Below are 25307 nucleotides of genomic sequence, written 5' to 3' on the forward strand. Positions count from 1 at the left end.
TCACACGGCCCAGGAGGCCGTTAACTCCTTCATCGCGCCGCTCCACCGAGCGGTGTCGACCCTGGCGGGTCACGGGCAGATCGCCGTCGTGCGGCGCGGCCAGTACGCCAAGGGTCGCATCTATTCGTGGGAGCTGAACGGCGGCCAGGGCATGACGTGGCCAGGTGTCGGAACGTTCGTCGCCAACATGAACTTTGAGATCGTGGACGCGGACCCCGACCGCCATGATCCGGAGGAAGGCACGCTGCGGGTATCGACGCGGAGCTACCACTACCACTTCCTCGAACCTGGCACACGCCGGGCGAAGTGGCGGATGCACTGGCACCCGACGGGGTGCAGCTCCTTCACGGATCCTCATCTGCACCGGCCACCGGATATCAAGGTTCATTGGCCGACGCCGCGCATGTCGTTCGAGACGGCCATCCGTTGGTGCGAGGTCGAAGGAGTGCCCCTGGCGTGTGATCGGAGCGAGTTCGAGGATCGGCTGACCGAAGCCGAGTCGGGGTTCCGGCTCTTCGGCTCTTGGCGGGAGGTCACAGACTCCGGGTACCCGAGCCGTCTCGGACAGCCGAGCTAGTCATCCCGGGCACGGTGACGCCACCGCCCGTGCCACCGAGGCGATGTCGGAGGGGCGGACACGGCAGCAGCCGCCGACGATCCGGGCGCCCAGGGCCGCCCACCGGGGCGCCTGGGCGGGGGAGTAGCGCGACGGGCCGGTCCAGCGGCGGTGGGAGGCGTCCCAGCGCTCGCCGCCGTTCGGGTAGGCGATCGCGGGCTTGCCGGTGACCTCGCGGGCCAGGGGGAGCGCCGTTGCCACGTCGGCCGGGTCGCAGCAGTTGACGCCGACCGCCACGATCTCCGGCACGCCCGCCGCGACCGCGAACGCCTCGGCCAGCGGCTGGCCGGCGCGGGTGCGGGCGCCCTCGATGCTGTAGCTCAGCCAGGCCGGCACCCCGAGCCCGCGCACCAGCGTCATCAGCGCCTCGGCCTCGTCGATGTCGGGCACCGTCTCCAGCGCCAGCACGTCCGCCCCCGCCTCGGCCAGCACCTCCAGCCGGGGCCGGTGCCAGGTGGCCAGTTGCGCGCGCGTGAGCCCGTAGCGGCCGCGGTACTCCGAGCCGTCGGCCAGCGCGGCGCCGTACGGACCCACCGAGGCGGCCACGAACCGCCGCCGGCCATCGTCGGCCACCTCGGCCCGCGCCGCGTTCGCCAGCTCGACGGCGAGGCGCAGCAACCGGACCGTGTCGCGCCGCCCGATCCCGCGCACCGCGAACCCGTCGAACGAGGCCTGGTAGCTCGCCGTCGTGGCGATCACCGCCCCGGACCGGAAGAACGCCCGGTGCACCGCCGTGATCTCCTCCGGCGCGTCCAGCAGCAGCCGCGCCGACCACAGGGCGTCGGACAGGTCGTGCCCGCGCCGCTCCAGTTCGGACGCCAGGCCACCGTCGGTGACCAGGACGCCCCCGTCCGGCTCGAGCAGCGGCCTCATGAGAACCGCCGTTCCCCCGCCCAGCCCGGATCGCCGGTCCTGGCGAAGCGCACCCACGCGCCGTGCATCTCGGCGGCGAGCCCGGGCGGGATGTCCGGGCCGAGCAGGCCGTCGGCGGTGCGCAGCGCCGGCAGCTCGGTGTTGTCGAACACGAACGGCAGCTCCGCGGTGTGGCAGGCGCCGTGCGGGCCGCCGCGCCAGTCGAACGTGTAGGTGAACGCCTTGTCGTACCGGGCGACCAGGCGCTCGCGGCCGTCGCGGAACAGCGCGTCGATCGCCTCGGCCCGCTCGGGGAGCCCGTAGAGCAGCGACTCCTGCGAGTTCGTGCCGGCCAGCACGTCCACCGGGAGCGCCGGGCCGGGCTCGTCGAGCACCACCCCGAGCGGGGCCAGCCCCGAACCGCCGGGCACGAGCTCGGCGACCAGCCGCTCGTCGGACACCTCGGCGAGCCCGCGCGCGGTGGCCGGCACGCCCAGCCGCTCGGCCAGCTCCCGCGTCGTCCGCGCCGCCCGCGTTCCGGAGAGCGTGCTGAGCCCGCCGCTCTGGCTGATCGCGCGCCGGAACAGCCCGGACGCCTCCGGCGTGACCAGCAGCGCGCCGACGATCATCGCGCCCGCCGACTGCCCGAACAGCGTGACCTGCTCCGGGTCCCCGCCGAAGGCCGCGATGTTGCGCCGCACCCAGCCGAGCGCGGCCAGCACGTCCAGCAGCCCTCGGTTGCGCGGCGCGTCGGGCAGGTCCAGCCATCCGGGCGCGCCGAGCCGGTAGTTCAGCGTCACCAGCGCCACGCCGTCGCGGGCGAAGGAGGTCCCGTCGTAGAGCGGCGCCTGGCCGGTGCCGGAGACGAACCCGCCGCCGTGCACGAACACCATCACCGGCGCGCTGCCCCCGGTCGACGGCGTCCAGACGTTGAGCGTCAGGTAGTCCTCGCCGCGAACCCAGCCCGGCCCCACCACCTGGCTCAGGTCGACCGAGAACCGCCTGGGCGGCGCCGGCGCCGTGGGCCCCTGACCGTCCGCGCCCGGCCCGCCGTCCACCGGTACCGGGGCGGCGAACCGCGCGGCGCCGACGGGCGCCTCGGCGTAGCGGATGTTCCGGAAGACGCTCACCGCCACGTCGCCCACTCCTTCACCGCGAACCTGCCGCCGTCGCGCCGCACCTGCGCCGCCCCGGGCCCGGGGAAGTGGGCCGGGAACAGCAGCGCGTTGTGGTCGGCCGTCCACCCCAGTATCCGGCGCCGCTCGGTGCTCGCCCGTGCCTCGTCCTCGTCGAAGCACGGGGAGCAGTCCGGCTCGGCGATCTGCAGCGGGCTGTGCAGCAGGTCGCCGACGAAGACCGCCCGCTCGGTGCCCGAGCGCAGGTGCAGCACCGACGAGCCCGGCGTGTGCCCGGGCGCCGGCTCGATGCGCAGGTGGGCGTCGACGTCATGGTGGTCGCCCTCCCACAGCACGGTCTGCCCGGCGCGGTGGACCGGCGCGACGCTGTCCTCGAACACGTTCTGCATCCGGCGCCCGGAGCGGGTCCGGATCTGGTTCTCCGGGTTCCAGTACTCGAAGTCCGCGCGGGCGACGACGTACTCGGCGTTCGGGAAGGTCGGCTGCCACTCGCGATCGACCAGGTGGGTGTTCCAGCCGACGTGGTCGCCGTGCAGGTGGGTGCAGACGACCACGTCGACGTCCTCCGGCCGCACGCCGGCGGTGGCCAGCTCGCCCAGGAAGTCGGTGTCGAGGTGGGCGAAGACCGGCATGTACGGCCGCTCCCGACCGTTGCCGATGCCGGTGTCGACCAGGATCGTCCGGCCCTCGCTGCGCAGCACCCAGGTCTGGACCGAGGCGCGGACCTCGTCGGCGGCCGGGTCGAAGTACTCGGGAGCCAGCCAGTGCTGGTGCTCGCGCCAGTGCCCGGCGTCCACATCGGGGAAGACGGCGTCGCGCGGCAGGCTCATCCCGCGCACCTCCGTCACGCGGGTGATCTCGACGTCGCCCAGGGAGATGGTGTCCATGCGTTCCATGGTTCGCGACGGGTGGGCCTCGGCGGTATCGGTCGGCCGACTGCAGTCGGGGATACAGTCGCGGGCGTGACGGTGCTCGGGCGGGAGGTCGAGAGCGCCGCCGTGCTCGGCCTTACCAGCGGTGTCCTGATCCTGACCGGTGAGCCGGGCGCGGGCAAGAGCACGCTGCTGGGGCTGGCGGCCGATGCCCATGTCGATGCCCATGTCGATGCACACGGCGGCCGGGTGCTACGGATGGCCGGCAGCGAGAGCGAGGCCAACCTGCCGTTCGCCGGGCTGCACCAGTTGCTGCGGCCGGTCCTCGGCGCGGCCGGCGAGCTGCCCGCGCGGCAGCGTTCGGCGCTGCTCGGCGCCGTCGGCCTGGGAGACGGCGAGGTCGGCGACGGCCCGCCGGACCGGCTGCTGGTCGGGGTCGCGCTGCTCGCCCTGCTCTCCGACCTGGCCGGGCGCTCGCCGCTGCTCGTGGTCGCCGACGACCTGCAGTGGGTGGACGCCGAGTCGCGGGCGGCGCTCGGGTTCGCCGCCAGGCGCATCGACGACGAACCGCTCGCGCTGCTCGGCGCGACCAGGGACGCGGCGGGGTTCTCCGGGTTTCCGACGCTGCCGCTGCCGCCGCTGGACGCGCGCGCCAGCGGCCTGCTGCTGGACCGGCAGCCGGGTCCGCCGGCCGGCGAGCGCCGGGTCCGCATCCTCGACCAGGCCGCCGGGAACCCGCTCGCGCTGGTCGAGCTGGCCAGAGCGGAGTGCGGCGAGGACGACCAGCTGCCGCTGACCGACCGGCTGATGCGGGTCTTCGCCGCCGACCTGCACGCGCTGCCCGAGGCCACCCGGCACGCGCTGCTGCTGGTCGCCGCCGACGAGCTGGCGGCGGCCGGGCAGGCCGAGGCGCTGGCGCCCGCCGAGTCCGCCGGGCTGGTCAGGGTGACCGGCGGGCGGGTGCGGTTCCGGCATCCGCTGGTCAGGTCGGCGATCTACCAGTCCGCGCCGCTGGCCGCCCGGCGCCGCGCGCACCGGGAGCTGGCGGACCTGCTCGAAGGCGAACCGGACCGGCGCGCGTGGCACCTGGCGGCCGCAGCCGAGGGGCCGGAGGAGCCGGTGGCCGCGGCGCTGGAGGCCACGGCGGTCACGGCCCGGGTGCGCGGCGGGTACGCGGCGGCGGTGGCCGCCCTGGAGCGCGCCGCCGAGCTGAGCCCCCGGCGCCACGACCGTGCGCGGCGGCTGGTCAGGGCGGCCGGCGTGGCCGTCTGCACCGGGCAGCCGCGCTGGGTGGAACGGCTCGCCGGCAAGGCGCTGGCGGTCACCGACGACCCGGCACTGGCCGCCGAGGCGTCGCTGCGGGTCGGCCAGGTGCTCACCCTGACCGCCGACCACGACACGGCGTTGTCGCTGCTCCTGCGGGCGGCGGACGATCCTGGCCTGGCGCGGCTGGCCGTCGCGTCGGCCTCGGTCGCCGGGTTCTACTCCGGTGACGAGCGGCACCGGCGCGCGGCCAGGGCCCGCGCGGGCGACGACCCGTGGACGCTGGCGGTGACCGACCCGGTCCGGGGCCGGGCCGAGCTGGTGGCCGCGCTGCCGGGCCTGGTCGAGCGCGCCGGGGCCGATCCGGGCGTGCTCACCGCGCTGGGGGCGATGGCCTGGCTGCTGGACGAGACGGCGCAGGCGGTGCGCATCTTCGACGACGCACTGCACCGCTGGCGGATGAGCGGCGCGCTGCCCACCGGGCTGGGCTGCTCGGCTGGCTGGGCGTACCTGGACCACGGCCGGTGGGCGCAGGCGCGGCTGGCGGCCACGAACGCCAGCTTCGCCGACTCCGGGCTGCCGCACCTGGACGCCGCGCTGCGCTCGCTCGACGCGGCCACGCTCGCGCTCACCGGTGACACCGCCGAGGCCCGCCGCGTCGCGTCCGCCGCGCTGTCCCTGGTGGACCCGGACCGCAGCCGCGCGGTCGGGGTGCGCACCCGGTGGGCGCTGGGCATGGCCGCCGTGGCCGACGGCGACCACACGGGCGCCTACGACCGGTTCCGCCCGATGTTCACCGCCGACGGCGACCCGGTGCACTACGCGTGCTCGTACGCCGGGCTGGCCGAGCTGGCGGCGGCCGCCGTGCGCACCGGCCACCACGCCGAGGCGGCGGCGATCGTGGCCCGCGCCGCCGACCACCCCTCACCCCGCGTGCGCGCCCTGACCCACCGGGCCCGCGCGCTGCTCGACCCGTCCGACGCCGAGCCGCACTTCGAACGGGCACTGGCCGACCACGCCGGTGACCAGTGGCCGTTCGAACGCGCGCAGGTCCTGCTGGACTTCGGGGAATGGCTGCGCCGCCGCAGGCGGATCACCGAGGCCCGCCCGAAGCTGCGGTCCGCCGAGGAGGCCTTCCGCCGCCTCGGCGCCCGCCCGTGGGTCGACCGCGCACTGGCCGAGCTGCGCGCCGCCGGCGTCGACACCCGACCCGCCGCGCCGAACGCGCTGGCCACCCTCACCCCGCAGCAGCAGCACATCATCCGGCTGGCCGCGCAGGGCCTGAGCAACCGCGAGATCGGCGAGCGGCTGTTCCTGTCACCCCGGACCGTCGGCTCGCACCTCTACCGGAGCTTCCCCAAGCTCGGCGTCACCGCCCGGTCGCAGCTGCGCGACCTGGTCGCCAGAACGGGTCCCGGCCGATGAAGCCCAGCAGCCTGGTCTGCGCGTCCGAGCCGTCGGGGACGTCGACCCTGGGGCCGTACTGGCCGGACGAGCGCAGGATCTCCTCGATCTGCTCCATCCCGCCGAGCAGCTGGGCGCAGAACTCGGGGTCGAGCCTGTCGTCCTGGCCGGTGGCCCTGGCCAGGTCCCAGGTGTGCATGAACACGTCGGACACGTAGAACCTGTCGATCGCGGCGTCCACCGGAAGGCTGCCGATGTGCGGGTTGGTCAGCTCCCGGCCCGCCGTGCCCGGGTCGTCCAGCACCGCCTGCACGCCGTCGCTGTGCACCGTCCAGGCGGCGACCGGGTCGTCGTCCACGGACGGCCCCCTGGGCAGCTCGATGCCGGCGCCGGCGGCCAGGAACCCGGGGAACCATTCGGTGAGGTGGCGCACCACGTCGCGGGCGGTCCAGCCGGCGACGGGGGAGGGCGCGTCCCAGTCCTGAGTTCCGAGGACCCGGTCGGTGAACGGCCCGGCGACCTGCCGGTGCCGCTCGCTCGGGTGATCAGAGAGTGCCATCGGCGAGCATCCTGTCCAGCTTGGCGTGACCCTGGTCGACGCCGACCTCCATGCCGCTGCGCAGGATCGCGTCGCGGCCCTCCAGGCTGTCGACCAGCGCCTGCGTCCGCAGCCGGGCGCGGCCCCCGCCCAGGTCGTCGAACCACAGCGTCTCCAGTGCGACCCCGTCGGGCTCGCCCTCGTAGGTGAAGGTCTGGACGATCCGGTCCGGGCGGATCTCGTGGAAGCAGCCGTGGAACCAGTACCGCGTGCCGTCGAGCTCCGAGACGTAGCGCCAGCTGCCGCCGGTGCGCGCGTCCCAGTGGTCGATCCGGGTGGTCAGCGCGTCGGGGCCGACCCACCGGGCGAACAGCTCGGGATCGGTGTGCGCGCGCAGCAGCTGCCCGGGCGTGGCCGCGAACTCACGGGTCGTCCGGATGATCGGCAGCTTCGGATCGGCCTCGATGACCGTCTGCGAGGTCGTGTTCATGCTCGTCTCCCTTCATCTGCGCCAGGACGTCGTCCAGGCGGCGGTAGCGCCGTTCGAGGCGGCCCCGGTGGCGCTCGATCCAGGTGTCCATCAGGTCGAAGGCCCTCGGCTCCAGGCGAACCGGCCGGGGCTGCGGGCCTCGCGGGCGGCTGACCAGCCCGGCGGTCTCGAGCACCCGAAGGTGCTTGTAGACGGCCTGCAGCGACATCCGGTACGGCTCGGCGAGCTCGCTCACCGTCGCCTCGCCGCCCGAGAGCCGGGCCACCATGTCGCGCCGGGTCGGGTCCGCGAGGGCGGCGAAGACCCGGGACAGCTGGTCCACGGTCATCGCGCGCCTCCCGTTGCAACCCAATGGTTGAAAGGACGATAGGGCGCGCGGTCGTTTCCGTCAAACCGCGTGGTTGAAAGGGCTGATGAGCGGGCTGCGGCCCTCGCGGGTCGTTTGTCGCCGTCGCGAGCGGGTAGACGGGCGCCGGGCCGAGTTGAGGGGGAGCCGGTGCTGTCCGTCGCGTTCGCGGTGCTCGCCGCGCTGCTCAACGCCGTCGCGGCGGTGCTGCAGCGCAAGGGAGGGCAGGCCCAGCCCGACGAGCGCGCGTTCTCCCCACGGCTGTTGTGGGAGCTGGTGCGCGGGCCGGCGTGGCTGGCCGGGGTCGCCACGCTGGTGCTGGGCTTCGTGGCGCAGGCCGTGGCGCTCACGGCGGGCGGGGTGGCCCGGGTGCAGTCGCTGCTGGTGGCCGAGCTGCCGTTCGCGCTGCTGCTGGGCTCGTTGGTGTTCGGCGGCCGGCCGCGCCGCGTCGAGTGGCTGTCGATCGTCGCGCTCACCGCCGGGCTGGCGCTGTTCCTGTCCTGCCTGTCCCCGGAGGGCGGCGACCCGCTGGGCGCGCCGGCGTGGGCCTGGGCGCTCGGGCTCGGGGTGTGCGCGGTGGTCGTCGGGGCCGCCGTGGTGCTCGGCCGCGCCCTGTCCGGACACCGCCGCGCCGCGCTGCTGGGCATCGCCACCGGCGGCCTGTTCGGCCTGGACGCCGCGCTCACCACCGCGATCGGCACGTCGGCCGCTCGCGGCGGGCCGGCCGGGGTGTTCACCGCGTGGCAGGCCTACCTGCTGCTCGTGCTCGCCCCGGTGGCGTTCTTCCTGCTGCAGAACGCGTTGCAGGCGGGCAGCCTGGTCGCCTCGCAGCCGGGGTTCACCCTGGCCAACCCGGTGGTGTCGGTGGGGTGGGGCGTGCTGGTGTTCGGGGAGCGGGTGCGCGGCGGCTGGTGGACGGTCGGCACCCTGGCCGGGGCCGTGCTGATCGCCGGCGGGACGCTGTTGCTGGCCCGGTCGCCCTTGTTGTCCGGTCAACGATAATTGCGCCGCCGGTGTTTAGCTCGGGTCCGCCGGGGAATCGTTCAGCATGATTGTTCTCGGTGTGATCTTACTCGTCATCGGTTGGCTTACCGGCATCTCCATTCTCTACACGGTCGGAGGGATCCTCCTGGTCGTCGGCTTGGTGTTGCTGCTGCTCGGGTCGGTCGGACGTCCCGTCGCCGGGCGCAGGTGGTATTTCTAGTTCGCCGGCGCCCGCCACGGCGGGGGTGAGGCAAAGCGGCTCAGCTGCATGATCAGCCAGCGGCGGTCGGCCCGCCGGGGCTGGCGGAAGATGGCGCTGGCCCAGATCGTGTGTTCGTCGGCGATGAGCGCGGCGGCGAAGTGGGCGACGGTGTCCGGCGCGGGCACGAGCTGGCGGGGCAGGTACCGCTGGACGCCCTCCGCTCGCCGCTGGTCACCCAGGTCGCCGGCGGGCAGCAGCGTCGCCGACCAGCCGCTGTCCTGGCCCCACTCCAGTTGGGTGGGCGCCCACCGCTCGGGGTGGGCGTCGAGCGGCACGAGCCTGAGCAGGCCGGCCAGCACGCCCGGTTCGGCCGCTCCGGCTCGTATCTCGCCGACGAGGATGCCGCGCTGCGTGAGGCGGTTCGCCACGGCGGCCAGGTAGCCGCCGACGAGCATCCGCTCGTCCAACGGCGCGCTCGCCGCCTCGGCCGCCGGCCTGGGCCGGGGCAGCGTGTCGCGCGCGGTGTCCATTACTGACTTCGACATAGGTTCGTCCTCCCGTCGCATGTGCGTGGCGCACCGCACGACGTGGTAGCTCCGCGAGTGCGCCACGACCGAGATGTCCTGGCGGGAGGCCTCAGGTCCCTCGTTCGGATGGCGACGATCGTCGCCGATTCGCACCCGCGACCAAGCTAGACCCCGGGCTGGGCGGGCGCACCTGTCCTCGGCCGGAATAGCCCGGATGGATGGCCGGCGATGTTTGTCGGGCGCGGGTCCGGGTATCGCGTCTGTTGCCCATGTGTTCGTCGAACAGCCGGAGGTGTTGTCCGGTGGCTCCGTCCCACGGGATGCCCGTCGACCTCTTCGGGCGCTCGAGCCCGGCGCGGGAGGCGGACGTGGTCGAGCTGCGGGTGGCGGCCCAGCAGGGGATGGTCTACACGGTCCGCGCGGTCGCGGCACACCTGGCCGGGCGCGCGGACTTCGACATCGACGCCATCGCCGACCTGAGGCTCGCCGTCGACGAGGCGTGCAACTGCCTGATCCAGGTCGCCACCTCGTCGGCCACCATGCGCTGCGTGTTCACCATCGGGCCGGACACCATGGACGTGGTCGTCGGCACCGAGGCCGTGCCCCGCGCGAGCGTGGACACGTCCGGGTTCGGCTGGCAGCTGCTGCGCGCGCTCACCGAGCAACCTCGGCTGGAGACCGACGTCCGAGGAGAGTTCGGGGGGCTCGCGATCCGGTTCACCACCCGCACCGACAGGAGCCGTCCGTGATCGCCCACACCCTGACCACGCCCCGCCCGCGCGGTGCACCGCCGTCGGAGGCCGTCGCCGGTGATCGTGACCTCACCGGCAGCGGGGAGCTGAGCTACCTCTCCGAAGCGCTGGGCGAGTTCGCCACGATGTGCCCGGACGACCCGCGGCGCGCGAGGCTGCGTGACCGGCTCGTCGCCGGCTTCCTGCCGGTCGCGCGGCGCATCGCCCACCGCTTCGCCCACCGGGGCGAGCCGGTCGACGACCTGATCCAGGTGGCCACCCTCGGGTTGATCAGGGCGCTGGACCGCTTCCAGCCCGACTACGGCAGCGACTTCCTGTCCTTCGCGGTGCCCACCATCACCGGCGAGATCCGCCGCTACTTCCGTGACCAGGGCTGGGGGATGCGGGTGCCCCGCCGGCTCAAGGACCTGCACGTCTCGATCACGGCCACGGTGTCCCGGCTGTCGCAGGGGCTGGGCAGGGCGCCGCGCCCCAGCGAGATCGCCGCCGCGCTCGACCTCCCGGTGGAGGAGGTGCTGGAGGGGCTCGAAGCGGGCCAGGCGTACCGCGCCGACTCGCTGGACGCCGAGTTGGACGGTGAGGGGCGCTCGGAGACACTGGGGGACATACTGGGCCAGCCGGATGGGGATCTTGAGCTGGTCGACTACCAGCAGTCTCTGCAGCCGCTGTTGGCCGAGCTGCCCGAGCGCGAACGCGCCGTGGTGATGATGCGGTTCTACGCCAACATGACGCAGACGCAGATCGCCGAGCGGGTGGGCGTCTCCCAGATGCACGTGTCCCGGATCCTGAGCAAGACCCTGGACGGGCTCCGCGATCGGCTGCTCGCCGACTAGCGGGGTCGCGCGCCGCCGTTTCCGGAGACCGACCGACGGTCGGTCTGTTCGGCTGGGGGTGGGGCGTGTCCTGTGGCTGGGGTGGGGCGCGCGGTCTGGTGTTCGTGCGCGCTGCCGCCGCCGGAGACCGACCGACGGTCGGTCTGTCTCGCTGGGGTGGCGCGCCTCCTGTGGCCGGGGTGGTGCGCGGGCTGGTGTTCGTGCGCGCCGTCACCGGCGTCGGGGCCGACCGCGAACCTGAGCGTGCCTACCCGCTAGACGGAGATCATCAGGTCACCATGGTTGTTATAGCGGCTCATAAACGTGCATAACGGCCTGATGACCTTCCTCCGCCCGGCGTGCTGTGATCACCGGGTGAGCGGTGGGGCGGCGCTGGGCGCGGTGGCGGTTGCGGTCTGGCTGTGGCTGTTAGCGTGCCACGGCCGGTTCTGGCGGACCGACCAGCGGTTACCGCCGTCGCGGGAGCCGGGGGAGTGGCCGTCGGTGGCGGTGGTGGTGCCCGCGCGCGACGAGGCCGAGGTGTTGCCGGCGAGCCTGCCCTCGCTGCTGGCCCAGCGGTACGCCGGCCGGGCGCGGGTGATCCTGGTGGACGACAACAGCGGCGACGGCACCGCCGAGGTGGCCGCGCGGTTGGCGGCCGCCGGCGGGCTGCCGCTGGTCACGACGCGTCCGGGCGAGCCGCCGGCGGGCTGGAGCGGCAAGCTGTGGGCGCTCGCGCACGGGGTGGACGAGGCCGGCGACGTGGACTACCTGCTGTTTACCGACGCGGACATCGCGCACGGCCCCGATTCACTGGCCGGCCTGGTGGCGGCCGCGAGCGAGGGGCGGGACCTGGTCTCGCTGATGGCCGTGCTGCGTACCGAGACGGCCTGGGAGCGGCTGGTCGTGCCCGCGTTCGTGTACTTCTTCGCGATGCTCTACCCGTTCCGGTGGGTCAACCGGGCGGGGGCGCGGACCGCGGCGGCCGCCGGCGGGTGCGTGCTGGTGCGCCGCGAGGCGTTGGCCGCCGCCGGTGGGATCGCCGCCATCCGCGGCGCGCTGATCGACGACGTCGCCCTCGCCCGGCTGGTCAAAAGGGCCGGCGGGCGGACCTGGCTGGGCCTCGCGGACGACGTGCGCAGCGTCCGGCCGTACCCGAGGCTGGCCGACCTGTGGCGGATGGTCGCGCGCAGCGCCTACACCCAGCTCCGCTACTCGCCGGTGCTGCTGGCCGGGACGGTGCTCGGGCTCGCGCTGGTGTTCCTGGCGCCGCCGGCCGTCACGGTGGCCGGCGCGCTGGCCGGTGACCTGACGGCGGCGCTGCTCGGCGCCCTGGCCTGGCTGGGGATGGCCGCCAGCTACGTCCCGATGCTGCGCTACTACGGCCGGCCGGTGCTCCTCGCGCCGCTGCTGCCGGTGACCGCCCTGCTCTACACGCTGATGACCCTCGACTCGGCGCGCCGGCACCGGTTCGGCCGCGGCGCGAGTTGGAAGGGACGCGAATACCGCGCTTGATGCGGAAGTCGTCAGAAATACGCATCAACAAGCGCAATCACATCAGTTTGACCGTTGCTGATGACAGAAGTCATCAACGAGACTTAGTATGGTCCCCGCCGGCTCAAGGAGGTGCCATGGCCGAGGCTGCGTCTTCGCCTCACTCGCCGGCGGGGCTCGAACAGCGCTCTTCGGCGGGCTGGCTCCCCTCCGGCGCGGGTCGCGCTGTGCACCCGCTCGACGCGAGGATCGCCGTCGCGCTGCTGGTGAACGGCAGGGGGAGCTGGCGCGAGCTGGCCCGTGAGGTCGGCACGTCGGAGTCCACGGTGGCCCGGCGGGTCAAGGCGCTGCAGGACGCTCGGCTGATCCAGACCACCGTGCTAGCCGACCCGATCCGGTGCGGGCTGGGCTATCCGGTGGTGCTGCAGGTGGCCTGCCAACCCGGTGCGGTGGGCACGGTGGCCGCCGCGCTCGCCACCCGGCAGGACGTGCGCGCGGAGATGATCGTGACCGGCACGTTCGACCTGGTCGTCGAGGTGGTGGTGCCGTCCTCGGCGAGCCTGGCCGACCTGCTCACCGACGGCGCCGAGGGCATCGCCGGCGTGCCGGGCATCGCGCGGATCACCACGGTGTCGATCCTGCGCACCTTCAAGACCACCGCCCAGTGGGGGCAGGACCAGTTCGCCGAGCGCGGCGGCGACACCGTCCGCGACCCGATCGACCCGGACCGGGAGAACGAGCCCATCGGCCTGGACGACGTCGACCTGGCGCTGCTGGAGCGGCTCGGCGAGGACGGCCGGCGCAGCTACGCCCAGCTCGCGCTCGCGCTGGGCATGAGCGAGTCGGCGGCCCGGCGGCGGGTGGAGCGGATGGTGGCCAGCGGCTGCCTGGCCCCGGTCACGCTGGTGGACCCCGGGCTGCTCGGGTTCGGCATCGAGACGTTCATGTGGCTCTCGGTCGACCTGGCCCGGATCGGCGAGGTGGCGCGGGCCCTGGCCGGCCGCCCCGAGGTGCGGTTCCTCGCCGCGTCCAGCGGGTCGGCGGACCTCATCCTGGAGGCCACGCTGCGTTCGCAGGACGACCTGTACCGGTTTCGCGCGGACGTGCTCGGCCGGATCGAGGGCATCCGCTCGGCGGAGGCGTCCCTGGAGCTCAAGACGCTCAAGCGCGCGTTCCTGCCCCTCGGGAAGGAGGCCGGGAGATGATCCGGTTCAGGAGGCTGGCCGCCTGCGGCGTGGCGTTACTGCTGACGGCCGCCTGCGCCAGCGGCAAGCGGGTCGACACCGCGCCCGGCTCGGGCGACGACGACGGCGCCGTGCACCTGACGATGTTCATCTGGGCCGGGTCGCACCAGGGTGACGTGCCGCGCCAGGTCGTCAAGCAGTACCTGGCCTCGCACCCCGGCGTGACGATCGACTTCGTCGAGTCGAACAACACGGTGACCTATCCGAAGATGGTGGCCGCCAAGCGCACCACCCCGAACGACAACTACGTCGACTTCGGCTTCTTCAACGCCTCCACGCTGGCGCAGGGCGAGGTCGACGGCATGTGGGACCCGCTGAACCCGTCCGCCATACCCAACATGGCCACCGTGCTGCCCGCCTACCGCACCGACGGCGACCGGGGCGTCGGCTACCAGGCCACCGTGTTCGGCCTGCTCTACAACAAGGACAAGGTGCCCGCCCCGCCCGAGTCCTGGTCGGCACTGTGGGACCCGGCGTTCGCCGGCAGGGTCACCACGTTCGACTACCAGTGGCAGGCGCTGACGCTCGCGGCCCGCCTGGGCGGCGGCGGGGAGCACAACATCGAACCGGGCTTCCGGACCTGGTCACAGCGGGCGAACCAGTTCAAGGCGCTGGTCAGCTCGAACGACCAGCTGAAGAACCTGCTGGTCACCGGCGACGCCTGGGTCGCGCCGTGGTTCTCCGCCATCGCCCGCGACTGGATCAGGGAGGGCGCGCCGCTCGGGTTCACCGTGCCCCGCGAGGGCGGGATCGCCTTCCCCACCTACCTCGCGGTGGTCACGAACCTCTCGCCGGAGCGGAAGAAGGTCGCGCAGGAGGTGATCAACCTGCTGCTCGACGCCGGCAACGCCGGCCGCTACGGCGAGCTGACCGGCAGCATCCCGCTGGTCAGGGACGCCCGCTTCGCCAGCGACGACCCCAACCAGCGGATCGAGGTCGCCGAGCGGGCCATGCGGTTCGACTGGGTGAGCATCGCCAAGAACGACGCCGCATGGCGGCAGCGGTGGGACCGGGACGTCAAGTCACAAATGCGCTGAGGAGGCCACGAGTGAGCGACGTCGAGATCACCAGCGTCAGCAAGTCGTTCGGCCGGGTGCGCGCGCTGCGCGAGGTCAGCCTCACCGTCGCGCCGGGGCAGTTCTTCTCCCTGCTCGGGCCGAGCGGCTGCGGGAAGTCGACGCTGCTGCGACTGATTGGCGGCTTCGAGCGGCCGGACGCCGGGCGGATCGCGATCCACGGCAGGGACGTCACCGGCGTGGCGCCCAACCGGCGGCCGACGGCGCTGGTGTTCCAGCGGTGGGCGCTGTTCCCGCACATGAGCGCGGCGGACAACATCGGGTTCGGACCTCGCCTGAAGCGGCTGGGGCGGCGCGAGCGCGACGCCCGGGTCGGTGAGCTGCTGGAGCTGGTCGGGCTGGCCGGGCTCGGCGACCGCAGGCCCGCACAGCTCTCCGGCGGCCAGCAGCAGCGGGTGGCGCTGGCCCGGGCGCTGGCGATCTCGCCGAAGGTGCTGCTGCTCGACGAGCCGCTCAGCTCGCTGGACCTCAAGCTGCGGCTGCAGATGCAACTGGAGCTCAAGCGCCTGCAGCGCGAGGTCGGCACCACGTTCCTCTACGTCACGCACGACCAGGGCGAGGCGCTGACCATGTCCGACGCCATCGCGGTGGTCAACGACGGCCGGCTGGAGCAGCTCGGCACCCCCCGGGAGATCTACGACCGGCCGGCCAGCGGGTTCGTCGCGAACTTCATCGGCGACACCAACCTGTTCGACGTCACGCCGGACGGTACGACGCTGCGCGCGGGCGGGGTGAGCTTCGTACCGCCGTCCATGCCGGCCCCGGCCGGCGCCGGGTGCGCGGTGTCGCTGCGGTACGAGCGGGTCAGGGTGGGACGCGAGGTGCGGGCCGGCAACCGGTTCGCCGGTCGGGTCCGCGAGGCGATCTTCTCGGGGGCGTCGGTGCGGTACCTGGTCGCCCTGGACGGCGGCGAGCTCACGCTGTTCGCCGACGTGGCGCACGACGGGGGTGAGCCCGCATTCGTCAGGGGCGAGGCGGTCGAGGTCGGCTGGGACCCGGACGCGGCCGTTGTGGTGGCGACATGAGCCCGGCCGTGAGCCGCCGGCCGGACTGGGCGGCGTACCTGCTGCTGGTGCCCGCGCTGGCCCTGATGGCGTTCGCGTTCGTCGGGCCGATGGCGGTGTTCCTGCGTTTCAGCTTCTTCACGTTCGCCGAGGGCAAGCTGTACGAGATCTACACGCTGGACGCCTACCGGCAGTTCTTCCTTGATAGATCGTTCTATTACGAGGTGGTCGGGCAGACGCTCTGGGTCGGCCTGCTCACCATGGCGTTGACCGTCCTGGTGGGCTACCCGCTCGGCTACGCGATGTGGCGCGCCCGCCCCGGAGTGCGGGTGGTGCTGGCGGTGCTGGTGTTCCTGCCGGTCACGGTCAGCGCGGTGGTCCGCAGCTACGGCTGGCAGACGCTGCTCGCGGACAGCGGCCCGGTCAACTGGCTGCTCATCCGGCTGGGCCTGACCGCCGACGGGGTGCCGCTGGTGTTCAACACCACCGGCGTGGTGATCGCGATGGTGCACATCTTCCTGCCGTTCGCGGTGTTCCCGATCTTCACCTCGCTGGCCGGGATCGACCCGAGCGTGCGCGAGGCCGCCGCCGACCTCGGCGCGAGCTGGTTCACCGCGCTGGCCAGGGTCACGTTCCCGCTGTCGCTGCCCGGCGTGGTGGCCGGCGCGCAGATCACCCTCACGCTGGCGCTGGGCGCGTTCGTCACGCCCGCGATGCTCGGCGGCGGCCGGGTGTCGATGCTGCCGCTGACCATCTACAACGACACCGCCGCGGTGAACTGGCCGATTGCCGCCGTGGGCGGCCTGGCGCTTCTGGTGATGTCGCTGGTCGCGGTGTGGCTGTTCCAGTTCGCGGGCGTGGTTGATCCTCATTCTCAGCAACCAGTTCATCGGGGTGGTCCCGGTGGTGGCGTGGAACCGGCGGATCAGGGTACGGGTGCTCAGGTTGGCCTGGGCGGCGAGGGTGGCCACGGTGAGCGGCTGGTCGAGGTGCTGGCGCGCCCAGTCCAGCAGCAGGCCCAGCCGCTCCGGGTCGGCGGGCGGCACGGCGGTGTCGATGTACTGCGCCTGGCCGCCGGGCCGGTGCGCGGGCATCACCAGCCGCTTGGCCAGCGCGTTGGCCACCGCCGCGCCGTGGTCCAGGCGCACCAGGTGCAGGCAGAGGTCCAGGCCGGCGGCGGTGCCCGCGCTGGTCAGGATGGTGCCGTCGTCGGTGTAGAGCACCGAGGCGTCGACCTGGACCTTGGGGAAACGGGTGGCCAGCAGGTCGGCGAAGCGCCAGTGCGTGGTCGCGGGCCGCCCGTCCAGGATGCCGGCGGCGGCCAGCACGAACGCCCCGGAACACAGCGAGACGATCCGGGCGCCGTTGTCGTACGCCGCGCGCACCGCGTCTACCAGGTCCGGTGGCTGGTCGTCGAGCACGTTGGCGCAGGCCGGCACCACGACGGTGTCCGCGGCGACCAGCGCGTCCAGTCCGTGGCGACCGCTCGGCGCGAAGCCGGCCTGGGTGCGGACCCCGCTGGGCGCGCACACCCGCAGGTCGTACCAGGGACTGGCCAGGTCCTGGCGGGTGTCGCTGAACACCTCGCACGGGATGGCCAGCTCGAAGATCGGCACGCCGTTGGTGGCCGCGACGGCGACCCGGTGGGCGCGGGCGGGCGATTCCGGGGCGGTCATGTCACTAATTTAGCGATAGTTGTCAATGCTGCCACTTGGGCGCGGTCGGCGGCCCGGCGAGGCTGGCTCGGTGACCAACAATGTCTCGAACCGGCGGTCCTGGGTTGGGGTGGCGTTCGCGCTGTGCGCGGTGGGCTGGGGCGCGAACCAGTTCGCCCCGATGCTGCTGTGGTACCGCGCGGAGCTGCAGCTGAGCATGGCGACGGTGCAGGCCACCTTCGGTCTGTACAGCCTCGGCCTGGTGCCGGGGCTGCTGCTCGGCGGGCCGCTGTCCGACCGGCGCGGGCGCAAGGTGGTGGTGCTGCCGGCGCTGCTGGTCTCGGTACTGGCCACGGCGGTGCTCATCGCCGGCCAGTACGGGGTGGGCTGGCTGTTCGCCGGGCGGTTCGTCGCCGGGCTGGCCAGCGGGGCCGCGTTCAGCGCGGGCGGGGCGTGGGTGAAGGAGCTGTCCTCGCCGCCGTACGAGGACGCCGAGCGCGGCGCCGGCGCCCGGCGGGTGACCGCCGCGATGAGCATCGGGTTCGGGGTCGGGCCGCTGGTGGCCGGCGTGCTCGCGCAGTGGGTGCCGGCCGCCGGGGTGGTGCCGTACCTGCCGCACCTGGTGCTGGCGTTCGGGGCTCTGCCGCTGGCGTGGCGCGCGCCGGAGACCCGGGACGCCGCCGCCTCGGTGGGTGGGCGGTTTGCTGGACGGCAGGCTGGGCAGCGTCGTGGGCGCCGCCATCCCAGGCTGCGCCGGGTGGTGTTCCCGCTGGCGCCGTGGGTGTTCGGCTCGGCGGCCATCGGGTTCGCCTACCTGCCCGGGCTGGTCGGCGCGCGGCTGCACGGGTACGCGATCGCGTTCAGCGGGTTCGTCACGCTGGCCTGCGCGTTCGCCGGGGTGTTCGCCCAGCCGGTGGCGCGCGGGCTGGACCGGGTGGGCGGCTCGCGGCTGATGGGCGCCAGCCTGCTCGCGGTGCTGGTCGGCGTGCTGGTGGCTTCGGCCGCCGCCTGGCTGGGTGACCCGGTGCTGGTGCTGGCCGCCGCGATCGTGCTCGGCGGGGCGTACGGGCTGTGCCTGGTGAGCGGCCTGCTGGAGGTGCAGCGGCTCGCGGCCCCGGAGGACCTGGGCAGCGCGACCGCCATGTTCCAGGCCAGCGCCTACCTCGGCATGACAGTGCCATACCTGCTGGCGGCCGCCGGCGCCCTTGCTTCGCCGCCGGTGCTGCTGCTCGGCGTCGCGGTGCTGGCCGCGCTCAGCCTGGGCTGGGCGGTGCGCTCGCCCAGCGTCGACCCGGCGCCGGAGCCGGTGCGGCGGTGACCCCGATCTCACCCGGCAGCGCGCATCCTGCCCGTAGACTTCAGCTACATACAGGACTGCCTGTTCGAAGGTAGTCACCGGCTGGCGCAAGACGCCGCTGCCGGGCCGACTGTGATAGCGCAGTTCGACCACATCACCTGCATATCGTCTGTCACATCAGAAACGTTTCGGTGACGAGCATCACTCTGGTGTACTCTCGCGAGCGCTGCTTACATACAGGCAAGCCTGTACGGAAGTTGGAGCGAGCGAGGGGACTCGACGGTGAATCGGGTGTACGTGGTCGGGGTAGGCATGACCAAGTTCGAGAAACCGGGCAGGCGGGAAGGCCGGGGCCACCCGGAGATGGCCCGGGAAGCGGGTTGCAGGGCGCTCGCGGACGCCGGCATCAACTACGGCGAGGTCGACCAGGCCTACGTCGGGTACGTGCACGGCGAGTCGACGTCCGGCCAGCGCGCCGTCTACGAGCTGGGCATGACCGGCATCCCGGTCATCAACGTGAACAACAACTGCGCCACCGGGTCGACGGCCCTCTACCTCGCGGCGGAGGCGATCCGGGGCGGCCGGGTGCGGTGCGTGCTGGCGCTGGGCTTCGAGATGACCCGGCCGGGCCCGGCCGTCCCGGACAGGGGCGAGGACAGGACGGGGCCGATCGCGACCCACGTGCGCGCGCTGCCTCCCGAGGCGCTGTGCCCGCCCGCGCCGTGGATGTTCGGCGCCGCGGGCCGCGAGCACATGGAGCGCCACGGCAGCACGCCTGAGCACTTCGCCAAGATCGGCGAGAAGAACCACCGGCACTCCGCGCACAACCCGTACGCCCGGTGCCAGCGGGACTACACGCTGGAGGAGGTGATGTCCGCGCGGACCGTCTACCACCCGCTGACGGCGTTGCAGTGCGCGCCGGCCTCGGACGGGTCGGCGGCGGCGATCCTGGCCAGCGAGGCGTTCGTGGACGTGCACGGCCTCGCCGACCGGGCGGTGGAGATCGTCGGGCAGGCCATGACCACCGACTTCGACAGCACCTTCGACGGCAGCGCGAAGAACATCATCGGCTACGACATGAACTGGCGGGCCGCGCGGCGGGTGTACGCGCAGTCCGGCCTCGGGCCGGAGGACTTCCAGGTCATCGAGCTGCACGACTGTTTCTCGGCCAGCGAGCTGTTGCTCTACGAGTCGCTGGGGCTGTGTCGGGAGGGTGAGGCGGGCTCGCTGGTCGACGCCGGCGATACCACCTACGGCGGCCGGTGGGTGGTCAACCCGTCCGGCGGGCTGATCGGCAGGGGGCATCCGCTCGGCGCGACCGGGCTGGCCCAGTGCGCCGAGCTCGCCTGGCAGCTTCGTGGCGCCGCCGGGCGCCGGCAGGTGACCGGGGCGAGCGCCGCCCTGCAGCACAACATCGGGCTCGGCGGCGCAGCGGTGGTCACCGCGTACCGGGCCGTGACCCGCAACGAGTCGGGGGCCTGAGCCGCGATGATCGAATGGTCGGGGACCGAGCTCCTGGTCAGGGACAGCGTCCGGGAGTTCGTGAACGAGCAGATACGCCCGCGAATAGACGAGCTGGAGCGCGGTGAGCTGCCGCCGTACGAGATTATCCGCAAGCTGTTCTCCACGTTCGGCCTGGACGCGATGGCCAGGGACAGCTTCGGGAAGGCGATCGAGAGCTACCCGGACGGCGCGCAGCCGCTGGGGGGCCGGTCGCGCTGCGGCGGTGGCCTGTTCGATCAGGAGGCCATGGCCATGCTCGCCTTCAGCGAGATCAGCAAGGTGAGCATGGGCATGACCGCCGCGATCGGGGTGAGCATCGGGCTGACCGCACAGACGATCATGTGCAGGGGCACCGTCGAGCAGCGGCGGCGCTGGGCGCTGGACCTGCTCACGTTCGAGAAGATCGGCGCCTGGGCGCTCACCGAGCCGGACGCCGGGTCGGACGCGTTCGGCGGCATGAGCACCTCGGCGCGCCCTGTCGACGGCGGCTATGTGCTCAACGGCCGCAAGACGCTGATCACCAACGGTCCGTACGCGGACACCGTCGTGGTGTACGCCAAGCTGGACGACGGCTCCGTCGCCAACCCGAGGGACCGGCCGGTGCTCACGTTCGTGCTCGATGCCGACATGCCCGGGTTCACCCGGTCGGCGCCGATGCGCATGATGGGCATGCACTCCTCGCCGACCGGCGAGCTGCGCTTCACCGACGTCTACCTGGAGGCGGACCGGCTGCTCGCCGGGCCGCCGGGGTCGGACGGCAGGGACAGCGCGCGCGTCAGCTACACGTTCGAGCGGGTGGCGGTCGCGGCGATGGCACTCGGGATCATCGAGGAGTGCCTGCGGCTGAGCCTGGAGCACGCCAAGGCCCGCGAGCTGTGGGGCCAGAAGATCTCCGCGCTGCAGCTCGTCCAGCTCAAGCTGGCCACCATGGAGGTCGCCCGGCTGAACGTCCGGAACCTGCTGTTCCGCGCCATCGAGCTCAAGCGGGCCGGCCAGCGGGTCAGCCTCGCGGAGGCGTCCGCGATCAAGCTCTACTCCTCGCAGGCCGCCACCGAGGTGGCGAACGAGGCGGTCCAGCTGTTCGGCGGGCACGGTTACCTGGTCGAGTACCGCGTCGAGCAGCTGGCCAGGGACGCCCGGTCGTTGATGATCTACGCGGGGAGCAACGAGCTGCAGGTCGGCCAGATCGCGCGCGGGCTGCTGCGCTGAGGCTGGTTGGGGCGGTTGGTGCGCGTCGAGTGGTAAGCCAGTCCGTTTTCATGATCGAAAACGGCCTGGGTTGCCACTCGACGAGGCCAACGTTTCGACGCGGCCCAAGACTTGGAGACGGCACACGGCACGCCCAGCACTGCCGTGGTGAGGCCGCACCAACCACGCCTTGATAGATCGTTCTATGCCTTGATAGATCGTTCTATTCGGCCGGAACCCGGAACCCGATCACCAGCCCGCCGCGCCAGCGACAGCGGCTCCGAGGGTCACCACGAACGTCCACGCACGGGTGACCAACGCAGATCCATGGTCGCCGTGCCGGGGACTTGTCGCGCCACCGCGATCTCGTTGTGGCCGGGCTCTCGGGCTCAGTTCATCTGGGCCGGGTTGTGCGCCAGCGCGTGCTCGAACATGATCCGCAGGTTCGCCTTCGCCCGGCGCCAGCGGGCCTCGTGCTCGGCGTCGGAGTCGGTGGTGACCATCTTCATCAGCTGGATGCCCCGCGCGGTGTCCATCGCGGTGTAGATGGCGTGCCGGACCGCGACGTTCTCGGTCGCGTGGAACAGCTCCAGCGCGAACTCCATGAGCATCGAGTTGGTCGAGTGCTCCAGGAACTTGATCCGCCGCTGCAGGTCGGGGTCGGTGCGGGCGGCCACCCACAGCTCGACCAGCGCGACGAAGGCGGTGCCCTGGTGCATCGCCCAGAGCAGGTCGAGGCCGGCGTCGATCGGGTCCTTGGACGCGAGCGCCTTCTCGATCTGGGGGAACGCGTCCTGGGAGCGGGTGGCCGCTATGTGACCGACCGCCGCGGCGACCATGTCGGCCTTGGACGCGAAGTGGTGCGCCAGCGCGCCCCTGGTCACCCCGGCATGCTCGACGACCCGCACCGTGGTCGTGCCCGCGTATCCGTACTCCTGCAGGCACGACACGGTGGCGTCCAGGATGCGCCGGCGAGTCTCTGTGCTGCGCTGTTCCTGGGTCCGGCGTGCCGCCTGGACCTCCTTGACCTGTGCCACGTCACCACCGTACCTAAGAACCGGCAGAAGTGCCGGTAAGTTTAACACGGCGAGGTGTGATAATCGTCGAGCGGTCGCCGGCCCGGGCGCGCCATGGTGATTGTCTGCCCAGGTAGGACCGGTTAAGAAGGCCCATCCTCGACGTGGCTCGGGCCCGCGAAGCGACCTTCTCGGCTGCCGGATGGACGTGTCTTCGGGTGGCCTGGACCCTCGCGAGGGGTAGCTACCGTCAGTAGGCTAGCGCGGTGCCGTCGGACGGTCACCAACGGCCCGGTGGAACCGTCGGGGAAGAGAGGTGGGCGACGATGCCTCCCGCGAAGAAGACAGCTCTGGTCAACGGCCGTTCGATGGCCTACGTGGAGACGGGCGAGGGCGACCCGATCGTCTTCCAGCACGGCAACCCGACGTCGTCCTACCTGTGGCGCAACGTCATGCCGCACCTGGAGGGCCTGGGCCGGCTGATCGCCTGCGACCTGATCGGGATGGGCGACTCGGACAAGCTGGAGCCGTCCGGCCCGGACCGCTACGGCTACCGCGAGCAGCGGGAGTTCCTGTTCGCGCTGTGGGAACGCCTCGGGCTGAGGCGCAACGTGGTGCTGGTGGTGCACGACTGGGGCTCCGCGCTCGGCTTCGACTGGGCCAGCCAGCACCCGGACCGGGTGGCCGGCATCGCCTACATGGAAGCCATCGTGACGCCGGTGAGCTGGGACGACTGGCCGGCGGACGCGCGGAAGGTGTTCCAGGGCTTCCGCTCGCCGGCCGGCGAGGAGATGGTGCTGGCCAAGAACCTGTTCGTGGAGGGCGTGCTGCCGGCGGCCACCCTGGGCGGGCTCTCCGAGGAGGTCATGGCGGAGTACCGGCGGCCGTTCGCCGAGCCGGGGGAGGGCCGGCGGCCCACGCTGAGCTGGCCGAGGCAGATCCCCATCGACGGCGAGCCGGCCGACGTCGTCAAGATCGTCGAGGACTACGCCTCGTGGCTGGCCGGCTCGGACGTCCCGAAGCTGTTCGTCAACGCCGAGCCCGGCTCGATCCTGACCGGGCGCGCCCGCGAGCTCTGCCGCACCTGGCCCAACCAGCGGGAGGTGACGGTGCCCGGCAGCCACTTCGTGCAGGAGGACAGCGCGGACGCCATCGGCGCGGCGGTGGCCGAGTTCGTCAGGGAGATCCGGCGGTGACGGAGATGACCGAGCCGGCCGCCACCGACCGGGGCACGATCCTGGACCTGGTCGACCACAACGCCACCGAACACCCGGACCGGGCCGCCATCGTGGACGGCCAGACGCGGCTGACCTGGTCGCAGTACCGGCGCCGGGCTCGGGCGGTCGCGCTGGCGCTGCTCGACCTCGGCGTGCGCCCCGGCGAGGTGGTCGGCCTGCACATGGTGAACCGGGCGGAGCACCCGCTGGCCGACATCGGCGCGCTGTACGCCGGCGCGATCCCGACCAGCTTCTATAACACGCTGGCCGCCGACCAGCTTGCCTACGTGGCGGACGACTGCGGGGCCACGGTGGCCATCGTGGACGCCGACAAGCTGGAGCTGTGGCGCACCATCCGAGACCGGCTGCCCCGGCTGCGCCACCTGGTCGCGGTGGACCTGGACCCGGCCGAGCCGGCGCCGGAGGGGGTACGGCGTTTCGAGGACCTGGTGGCGGCCGCCGAGGAACGGCTGGACGCGCGCGGCGACGAGGTCGACAAGGCCAGCGCCCTGGTCCGCCCGGACAACACCCTGACCATCGTCTACACCTCCGGCACTACCGGGAACCCCAAGGGCACCGTGATCACCCACGTCGGCATCCGGTTTGTGCTGGAAGGCGTCGACGCACAGCGCACGGACGACACCGGTCCGCCGCCGGAGGGCTGGTCCGCCGTGTCGTACCTGCCGCTCGCGCACCTGGCGGAGCGCACCTTCAGCCACTACATGGCCTGCCACCAGGCCATCACGGTGACCTACGTCCGGGACCCGCGCCGGGTGGCCGAGGCGCTGCCGACCGTCCGCCCGCACATCTTCTTCGGCGTGCCCCGGATCTGGGAGAAGATCCACGGCGCGATCCGGGAACGGGCGGCCACCGCGCCCAGCCCGGTGCGCCGCGCGCTGGCCGGCGCCGCGTTCTCGGTGGCCCGCCGCGTCGGCCAGGCCCGGTTCGACCGCCGCACCCCCGACCTCGCGGCCCGGCTGCTGCACCCGTTGTTCGACCGGCTGGTCTACTCCCGGATCCGGGCCGCGATCGGGATGGACCGGGTGGAGATCGCGGCCAGCGGCGCCGCCCCGCTGTCCGTGGAGGTGATGGCGTTCTTCGAGGGCATCGGCATCACCATCCTGGAGGCGTACGGCATGACCGAGTCGAGCGTCGCGCTCACCGTCACGCCGCCGGACGCGCCGCGCCCGGGAACCGTGGGCAAGCCGCTGCCCGGCGTGGAGCTGCGGCTGGCCGAGGACTGCGAGATCCTGGCCAGGGGCCCGAACATCACGCCCGGCTACCTCAACCGCCCGGAGGCGACCGCCGAGGCCATCGACGCCGACGGCTGGCTGCACACCGGCGACCTGGGCACGCTGGACGCGGACGGCTACCTGACCATCACCGGCCGGAAGAAAGAGCTGATCATCAACGCGGCCGGCAAGAACATCGCGCCCGGCACCGTCGAGCTGGCCGTCACCGGGGAGTCCGGCCTGGTCGGGCCGGTGTGCGTGTACGGCGACGCCAAGCCCTACCTGGTCGCGCTGCTCACCCTGGACCCGATCGACTGGCAGGCCTGGTGCGCCGCGCGCGGAATCTCGGTGGCCACCGTGGCCGAAGCCGTCGCCGACGATCGGATACAGGCCGAGGTCGCGCGCGCCGTCGAGGCGGCCAACGCTCGCCTGTCCCGGGTCGAACAGATCAAGCGCTGGACGCTGCTGGACCACCTCTGGGACACCGGCACCGGCGAGCTGACCCCAACCCTCAAGCTCAAACGCCCAGTGATCAACGAGCGCTACCGCGAGCAGATCGAGGGCCTGTACGCGGCGCCCGGTTAGCC

23 protein-coding genes and 2 pseudogenes are annotated in these 25307 nt (G+C 72.8%); 16 read left to right on the forward strand and 9 right to left on the reverse strand.

Annotation, left to right across the window (positions count from 1 at the left end):
* Positions 1 to 52 precede the first annotated feature (52 nt).
* Positions 53 to 577, forward strand: a complete 525-nt coding sequence (locus N912_RS59845) for a hypothetical protein (RefSeq protein ID WP_156993092.1) — start codon at positions 53 to 55, stop codon at positions 575 to 577.
* Here N912_RS59845 and mmuM read toward each other — a convergent pair whose 3' ends face one another.
* Genes mmuM through N912_RS0100820 form a run of 3 tightly spaced genes read right to left on the reverse strand, consistent with a single transcriptional unit; the run spans position 578 to position 3491 of the window.
* Entirely contained in the window at positions 578 to 1489 is a 912-nt protein-coding gene (gene mmuM, locus N912_RS0100810) for a homocysteine S-methyltransferase (protein WP_037062587.1), read from the reverse strand. It lies immediately after the preceding gene.
* Positions 1486 to 2604 (reverse strand): carboxylesterase family protein, encoded by a 1119-nt coding sequence (locus tag N912_RS0100815; RefSeq protein ID WP_028920926.1) that lies wholly within the window; start codon positions 2602 to 2604, stop codon positions 1486 to 1488. The genes mmuM and N912_RS0100815 overlap by 4 nt, the downstream gene beginning before the upstream one ends.
* Positions 2595 to 3491, reverse strand: a complete 897-nt coding sequence (locus tag N912_RS0100820; RefSeq protein WP_028920927.1) for an MBL fold metallo-hydrolase — start codon at positions 3489 to 3491, stop codon at positions 2595 to 2597. Before N912_RS0100820 ends, N912_RS0100815 begins: the two co-directional genes overlap by 10 nt.
* A gap of 75 nt (positions 3492 to 3566) precedes the next feature.
* On the opposite strand from N912_RS0100820, the gene N912_RS48655 reads away from it, so the two are divergent.
* The gene (locus N912_RS48655) at positions 3567 to 6164 is read left to right on the forward strand and encodes an AAA family ATPase (RefSeq protein WP_051579418.1); all 2598 of its coding nucleotides are present in this window, start codon (positions 3567 to 3569) and stop codon (positions 6162 to 6164) included.
* Here N912_RS48655 and N912_RS0100830 read toward each other — a convergent pair.
* The 3 genes from N912_RS0100830 to N912_RS0100840 are packed head-to-tail and all read right to left on the reverse strand — an operon-like array spanning position 6109 to position 7499.
* On the reverse strand, positions 6109 to 6702 hold the full coding sequence (locus N912_RS0100830) for a TIGR03086 family metal-binding protein (protein ID WP_028920928.1): 594 nt from the start codon (positions 6700 to 6702) through the stop codon (positions 6109 to 6111). The two genes, N912_RS48655 and N912_RS0100830, sit on opposite strands and share 56 nt — an antisense overlap.
* Positions 6689 to 7171 (reverse strand): SRPBCC domain-containing protein, encoded by a 483-nt coding sequence (locus N912_RS0100835; protein WP_028920929.1) that lies wholly within the window; start codon positions 7169 to 7171, stop codon positions 6689 to 6691. The genes N912_RS0100830 and N912_RS0100835 overlap by 14 nt, the downstream gene beginning before the upstream one ends.
* The gene (locus tag N912_RS0100840; protein WP_028920930.1) at positions 7104 to 7499 is read right to left on the reverse strand and encodes an ArsR/SmtB family transcription factor; all 396 of its coding nucleotides are present in this window, start codon (positions 7497 to 7499) and stop codon (positions 7104 to 7106) included. The genes N912_RS0100835 and N912_RS0100840 overlap by 68 nt, the downstream gene beginning before the upstream one ends.
* Positions 7500 to 7667: 168 nt before the next feature.
* Between N912_RS0100840 and N912_RS48660 the strand changes: the two genes are divergently transcribed.
* Positions 7668 to 8519: a DMT family transporter gene (locus N912_RS48660; protein ID WP_037062589.1), complete on the forward strand. Its 852-nt coding sequence runs from the start codon at positions 7668 to 7670 to the stop codon at positions 8517 to 8519.
* A gap of 46 nt (positions 8520 to 8565) precedes the next feature.
* Positions 8566 to 8721, forward strand: a complete 156-nt coding sequence (locus N912_RS65465; RefSeq protein WP_245645142.1) for a DUF6131 family protein — start codon at positions 8566 to 8568, stop codon at positions 8719 to 8721.
* Here N912_RS65465 and N912_RS0100855 read toward each other — a convergent pair.
* Positions 8718 to 9248 carry a DUF6292 family protein gene (locus N912_RS0100855; RefSeq protein ID WP_156993094.1) on the reverse strand — a complete coding sequence of 177 codons (531 nt, stop codon included), beginning with the start codon at positions 9246 to 9248 and terminating at the stop codon, positions 8718 to 8720. The genes N912_RS65465 and N912_RS0100855 overlap by 4 nt on opposite strands.
* Positions 9249 to 9532: 284 nt before the next feature.
* Here N912_RS0100855 and N912_RS59850 point away from each other — a divergent pair, with 284 nt between their 5' ends.
* The 7 genes and pseudogenes from N912_RS59850 to N912_RS66920 all read left to right on the forward strand — a co-directional run.
* Positions 9533 to 9979: an ATP-binding protein gene (locus N912_RS59850; RefSeq protein WP_245645143.1), complete on the forward strand. Its 447-nt coding sequence runs from the start codon at positions 9533 to 9535 to the stop codon at positions 9977 to 9979.
* Between the two features lie 128 nt (positions 9980 to 10107).
* Positions 10108 to 10815 (forward strand): SigB/SigF/SigG family RNA polymerase sigma factor, encoded by a 708-nt coding sequence (locus N912_RS0100865; protein ID WP_084210709.1) that lies wholly within the window; start codon positions 10108 to 10110, stop codon positions 10813 to 10815.
* Between the two features lie 318 nt (positions 10816 to 11133).
* Positions 11134 to 12309, forward strand: coding sequence for a glycosyltransferase (locus N912_RS0100870; protein WP_051579420.1), 1176 nt, complete (start codon positions 11134 to 11136; stop codon positions 12307 to 12309).
* A gap of 206 nt (positions 12310 to 12515) precedes the next feature.
* On the forward strand, positions 12516 to 13493 hold the full coding sequence (locus N912_RS0100875; RefSeq protein ID WP_028920934.1) for an Lrp/AsnC family transcriptional regulator: 978 nt from the start codon (positions 12516 to 12518) through the stop codon (positions 13491 to 13493).
* A complete protein-coding gene (locus N912_RS0100880) occupies positions 13490 to 14569 on the forward strand; it encodes an ABC transporter substrate-binding protein (protein WP_028920935.1) in 1080 nt (359 codons plus the stop codon). Before N912_RS0100875 ends, N912_RS0100880 begins: the two co-directional genes overlap by 4 nt.
* 11 nt (positions 14570 to 14580) lie before the next feature.
* Positions 14581 to 15633 (forward strand): ABC transporter ATP-binding protein, encoded by a 1053-nt coding sequence (locus N912_RS0100885; RefSeq protein ID WP_037062591.1) that lies wholly within the window; start codon positions 14581 to 14583, stop codon positions 15631 to 15633.
* Between the two features lie 281 nt (positions 15634 to 15914).
* Positions 15915 to 16400: pseudogene (locus N912_RS66920) on the forward strand (ABC transporter permease); the annotation flags it as partial.
* A gap of 111 nt (positions 16401 to 16511) precedes the next feature.
* On the opposite strand, the pseudogene N912_RS61725 reads toward N912_RS66920, so the two are convergent.
* Positions 16512 to 17288 (reverse strand): annotated as a pseudogene (locus tag N912_RS61725) (GlxA family transcriptional regulator); the annotation flags it as partial.
* Positions 17289 to 17358: 70 nt separating this feature from the next.
* On the opposite strand from N912_RS61725, the gene N912_RS48670 reads away from it, so the two are divergent.
* From N912_RS48670 to N912_RS0100915, 3 genes are all read left to right on the forward strand, one after another.
* Positions 17359 to 18585, forward strand: a complete 1227-nt coding sequence (locus N912_RS48670; protein ID WP_037062594.1) for an MFS transporter — start codon at positions 17359 to 17361, stop codon at positions 18583 to 18585.
* A 261-nt stretch (positions 18586 to 18846) separates the two neighbouring features.
* The gene (locus N912_RS0100910) at positions 18847 to 20046 is read left to right on the forward strand and encodes a lipid-transfer protein (protein ID WP_211261103.1); all 1200 of its coding nucleotides are present in this window, start codon (positions 18847 to 18849) and stop codon (positions 20044 to 20046) included.
* Between the two features lie 6 nt (positions 20047 to 20052).
* Entirely contained in the window at positions 20053 to 21276 is a 1224-nt protein-coding gene (locus tag N912_RS0100915) for an acyl-CoA dehydrogenase family protein (RefSeq protein WP_028920941.1), read from the forward strand.
* Between the two features lie 368 nt (positions 21277 to 21644).
* Here N912_RS0100915 and N912_RS48675 read toward each other — a convergent pair whose 3' ends face one another.
* Positions 21645 to 22292, reverse strand: coding sequence for a TetR/AcrR family transcriptional regulator (locus tag N912_RS48675; protein ID WP_084210508.1), 648 nt, complete (start codon positions 22290 to 22292; stop codon positions 21645 to 21647).
* Positions 22293 to 22597: 305 nt separating this feature from the next.
* On the opposite strand from N912_RS48675, the gene N912_RS0100925 reads away from it, so the two are divergent.
* Both N912_RS0100925 and N912_RS0100930 read left to right on the forward strand, forming a co-directional pair.
* Complete coding sequence (locus N912_RS0100925; protein ID WP_028920942.1) at positions 22598 to 23467, forward strand: haloalkane dehalogenase; 870 nt, start codon at positions 22598 to 22600, stop codon at positions 23465 to 23467.
* A gap of 5 nt (positions 23468 to 23472) precedes the next feature.
* Positions 23473 to 25305 (forward strand): AMP-dependent synthetase/ligase, encoded by a 1833-nt coding sequence (locus N912_RS0100930; RefSeq protein WP_028920943.1) that lies wholly within the window; start codon positions 23473 to 23475, stop codon positions 25303 to 25305.
* The last annotated feature ends 2 nt before the right edge of the window (positions 25306 to 25307 follow it).

It is taken from the genome of Actinospineispora acaciae DSM 45401, assembly GCF_000620785.1.
In the GTDB taxonomy this organism is placed as follows: domain Bacteria; phylum Actinomycetota; class Actinomycetes; order Mycobacteriales; family Pseudonocardiaceae; genus Pseudonocardia; species Pseudonocardia acaciae.

Excerpts from the sequence above, each read along its gene's own strand:
- N912_RS0100835 (WP_028920929.1), bottom strand. The coding sequence starts at position 7,171 with ATGAACACGACCTCGCAGACGGTCATCGAGGCCGATCCGAAGCTGCCG.
- N912_RS0100840 (WP_028920930.1), bottom strand. The coding sequence starts at position 7,499 with ATGACCGTGGACCAGCTGTCCCGGGTCTTCGCCGCCCTCGCGGACCCG.
- N912_RS0100830 (WP_028920928.1), bottom strand. The coding sequence starts at position 6,702 with ATGGCACTCTCTGATCACCCGAGCGAGCGGCACCGGCAGGTCGCCGGG.
- N912_RS65465 (WP_245645142.1), top strand. The coding sequence starts at position 8,566 with ATGATTGTTCTCGGTGTGATCTTACTCGTCATCGGTTGGCTTACCGGC.
- mmuM (WP_037062587.1), bottom strand. The coding sequence starts at position 1,489 with ATGAGGCCGCTGCTCGAGCCGGACGGGGGCGTCCTGGTCACCGACGGT.
- N912_RS0100930 (WP_028920943.1), top strand. The coding sequence starts at position 23,473 with ATGACCGAGCCGGCCGCCACCGACCGGGGCACGATCCTGGACCTGGTC.
- N912_RS0100865 (WP_084210709.1), top strand. The coding sequence starts at position 10,108 with ATGTGCCCGGACGACCCGCGGCGCGCGAGGCTGCGTGACCGGCTCGTC.
- N912_RS0100855 (WP_156993094.1), bottom strand. The coding sequence starts at position 9,248 with ATGTCGAAGTCAGTAATGGACACCGCGCGCGACACGCTGCCCCGGCCC.
- N912_RS0100915 (WP_028920941.1), top strand. The coding sequence starts at position 20,053 with ATGATCGAATGGTCGGGGACCGAGCTCCTGGTCAGGGACAGCGTCCGG.
- N912_RS0100925 (WP_028920942.1), top strand. The coding sequence starts at position 22,598 with ATGCCTCCCGCGAAGAAGACAGCTCTGGTCAACGGCCGTTCGATGGCC.
- N912_RS0100870 (WP_051579420.1), top strand. The coding sequence starts at position 11,134 with ATGACCTTCCTCCGCCCGGCGTGCTGTGATCACCGGGTGAGCGGTGGG.
- N912_RS0100820 (WP_028920927.1), bottom strand. The coding sequence starts at position 3,491 with ATGGACACCATCTCCCTGGGCGACGTCGAGATCACCCGCGTGACGGAG.
- N912_RS0100880 (WP_028920935.1), top strand. The coding sequence starts at position 13,490 with ATGATCCGGTTCAGGAGGCTGGCCGCCTGCGGCGTGGCGTTACTGCTG.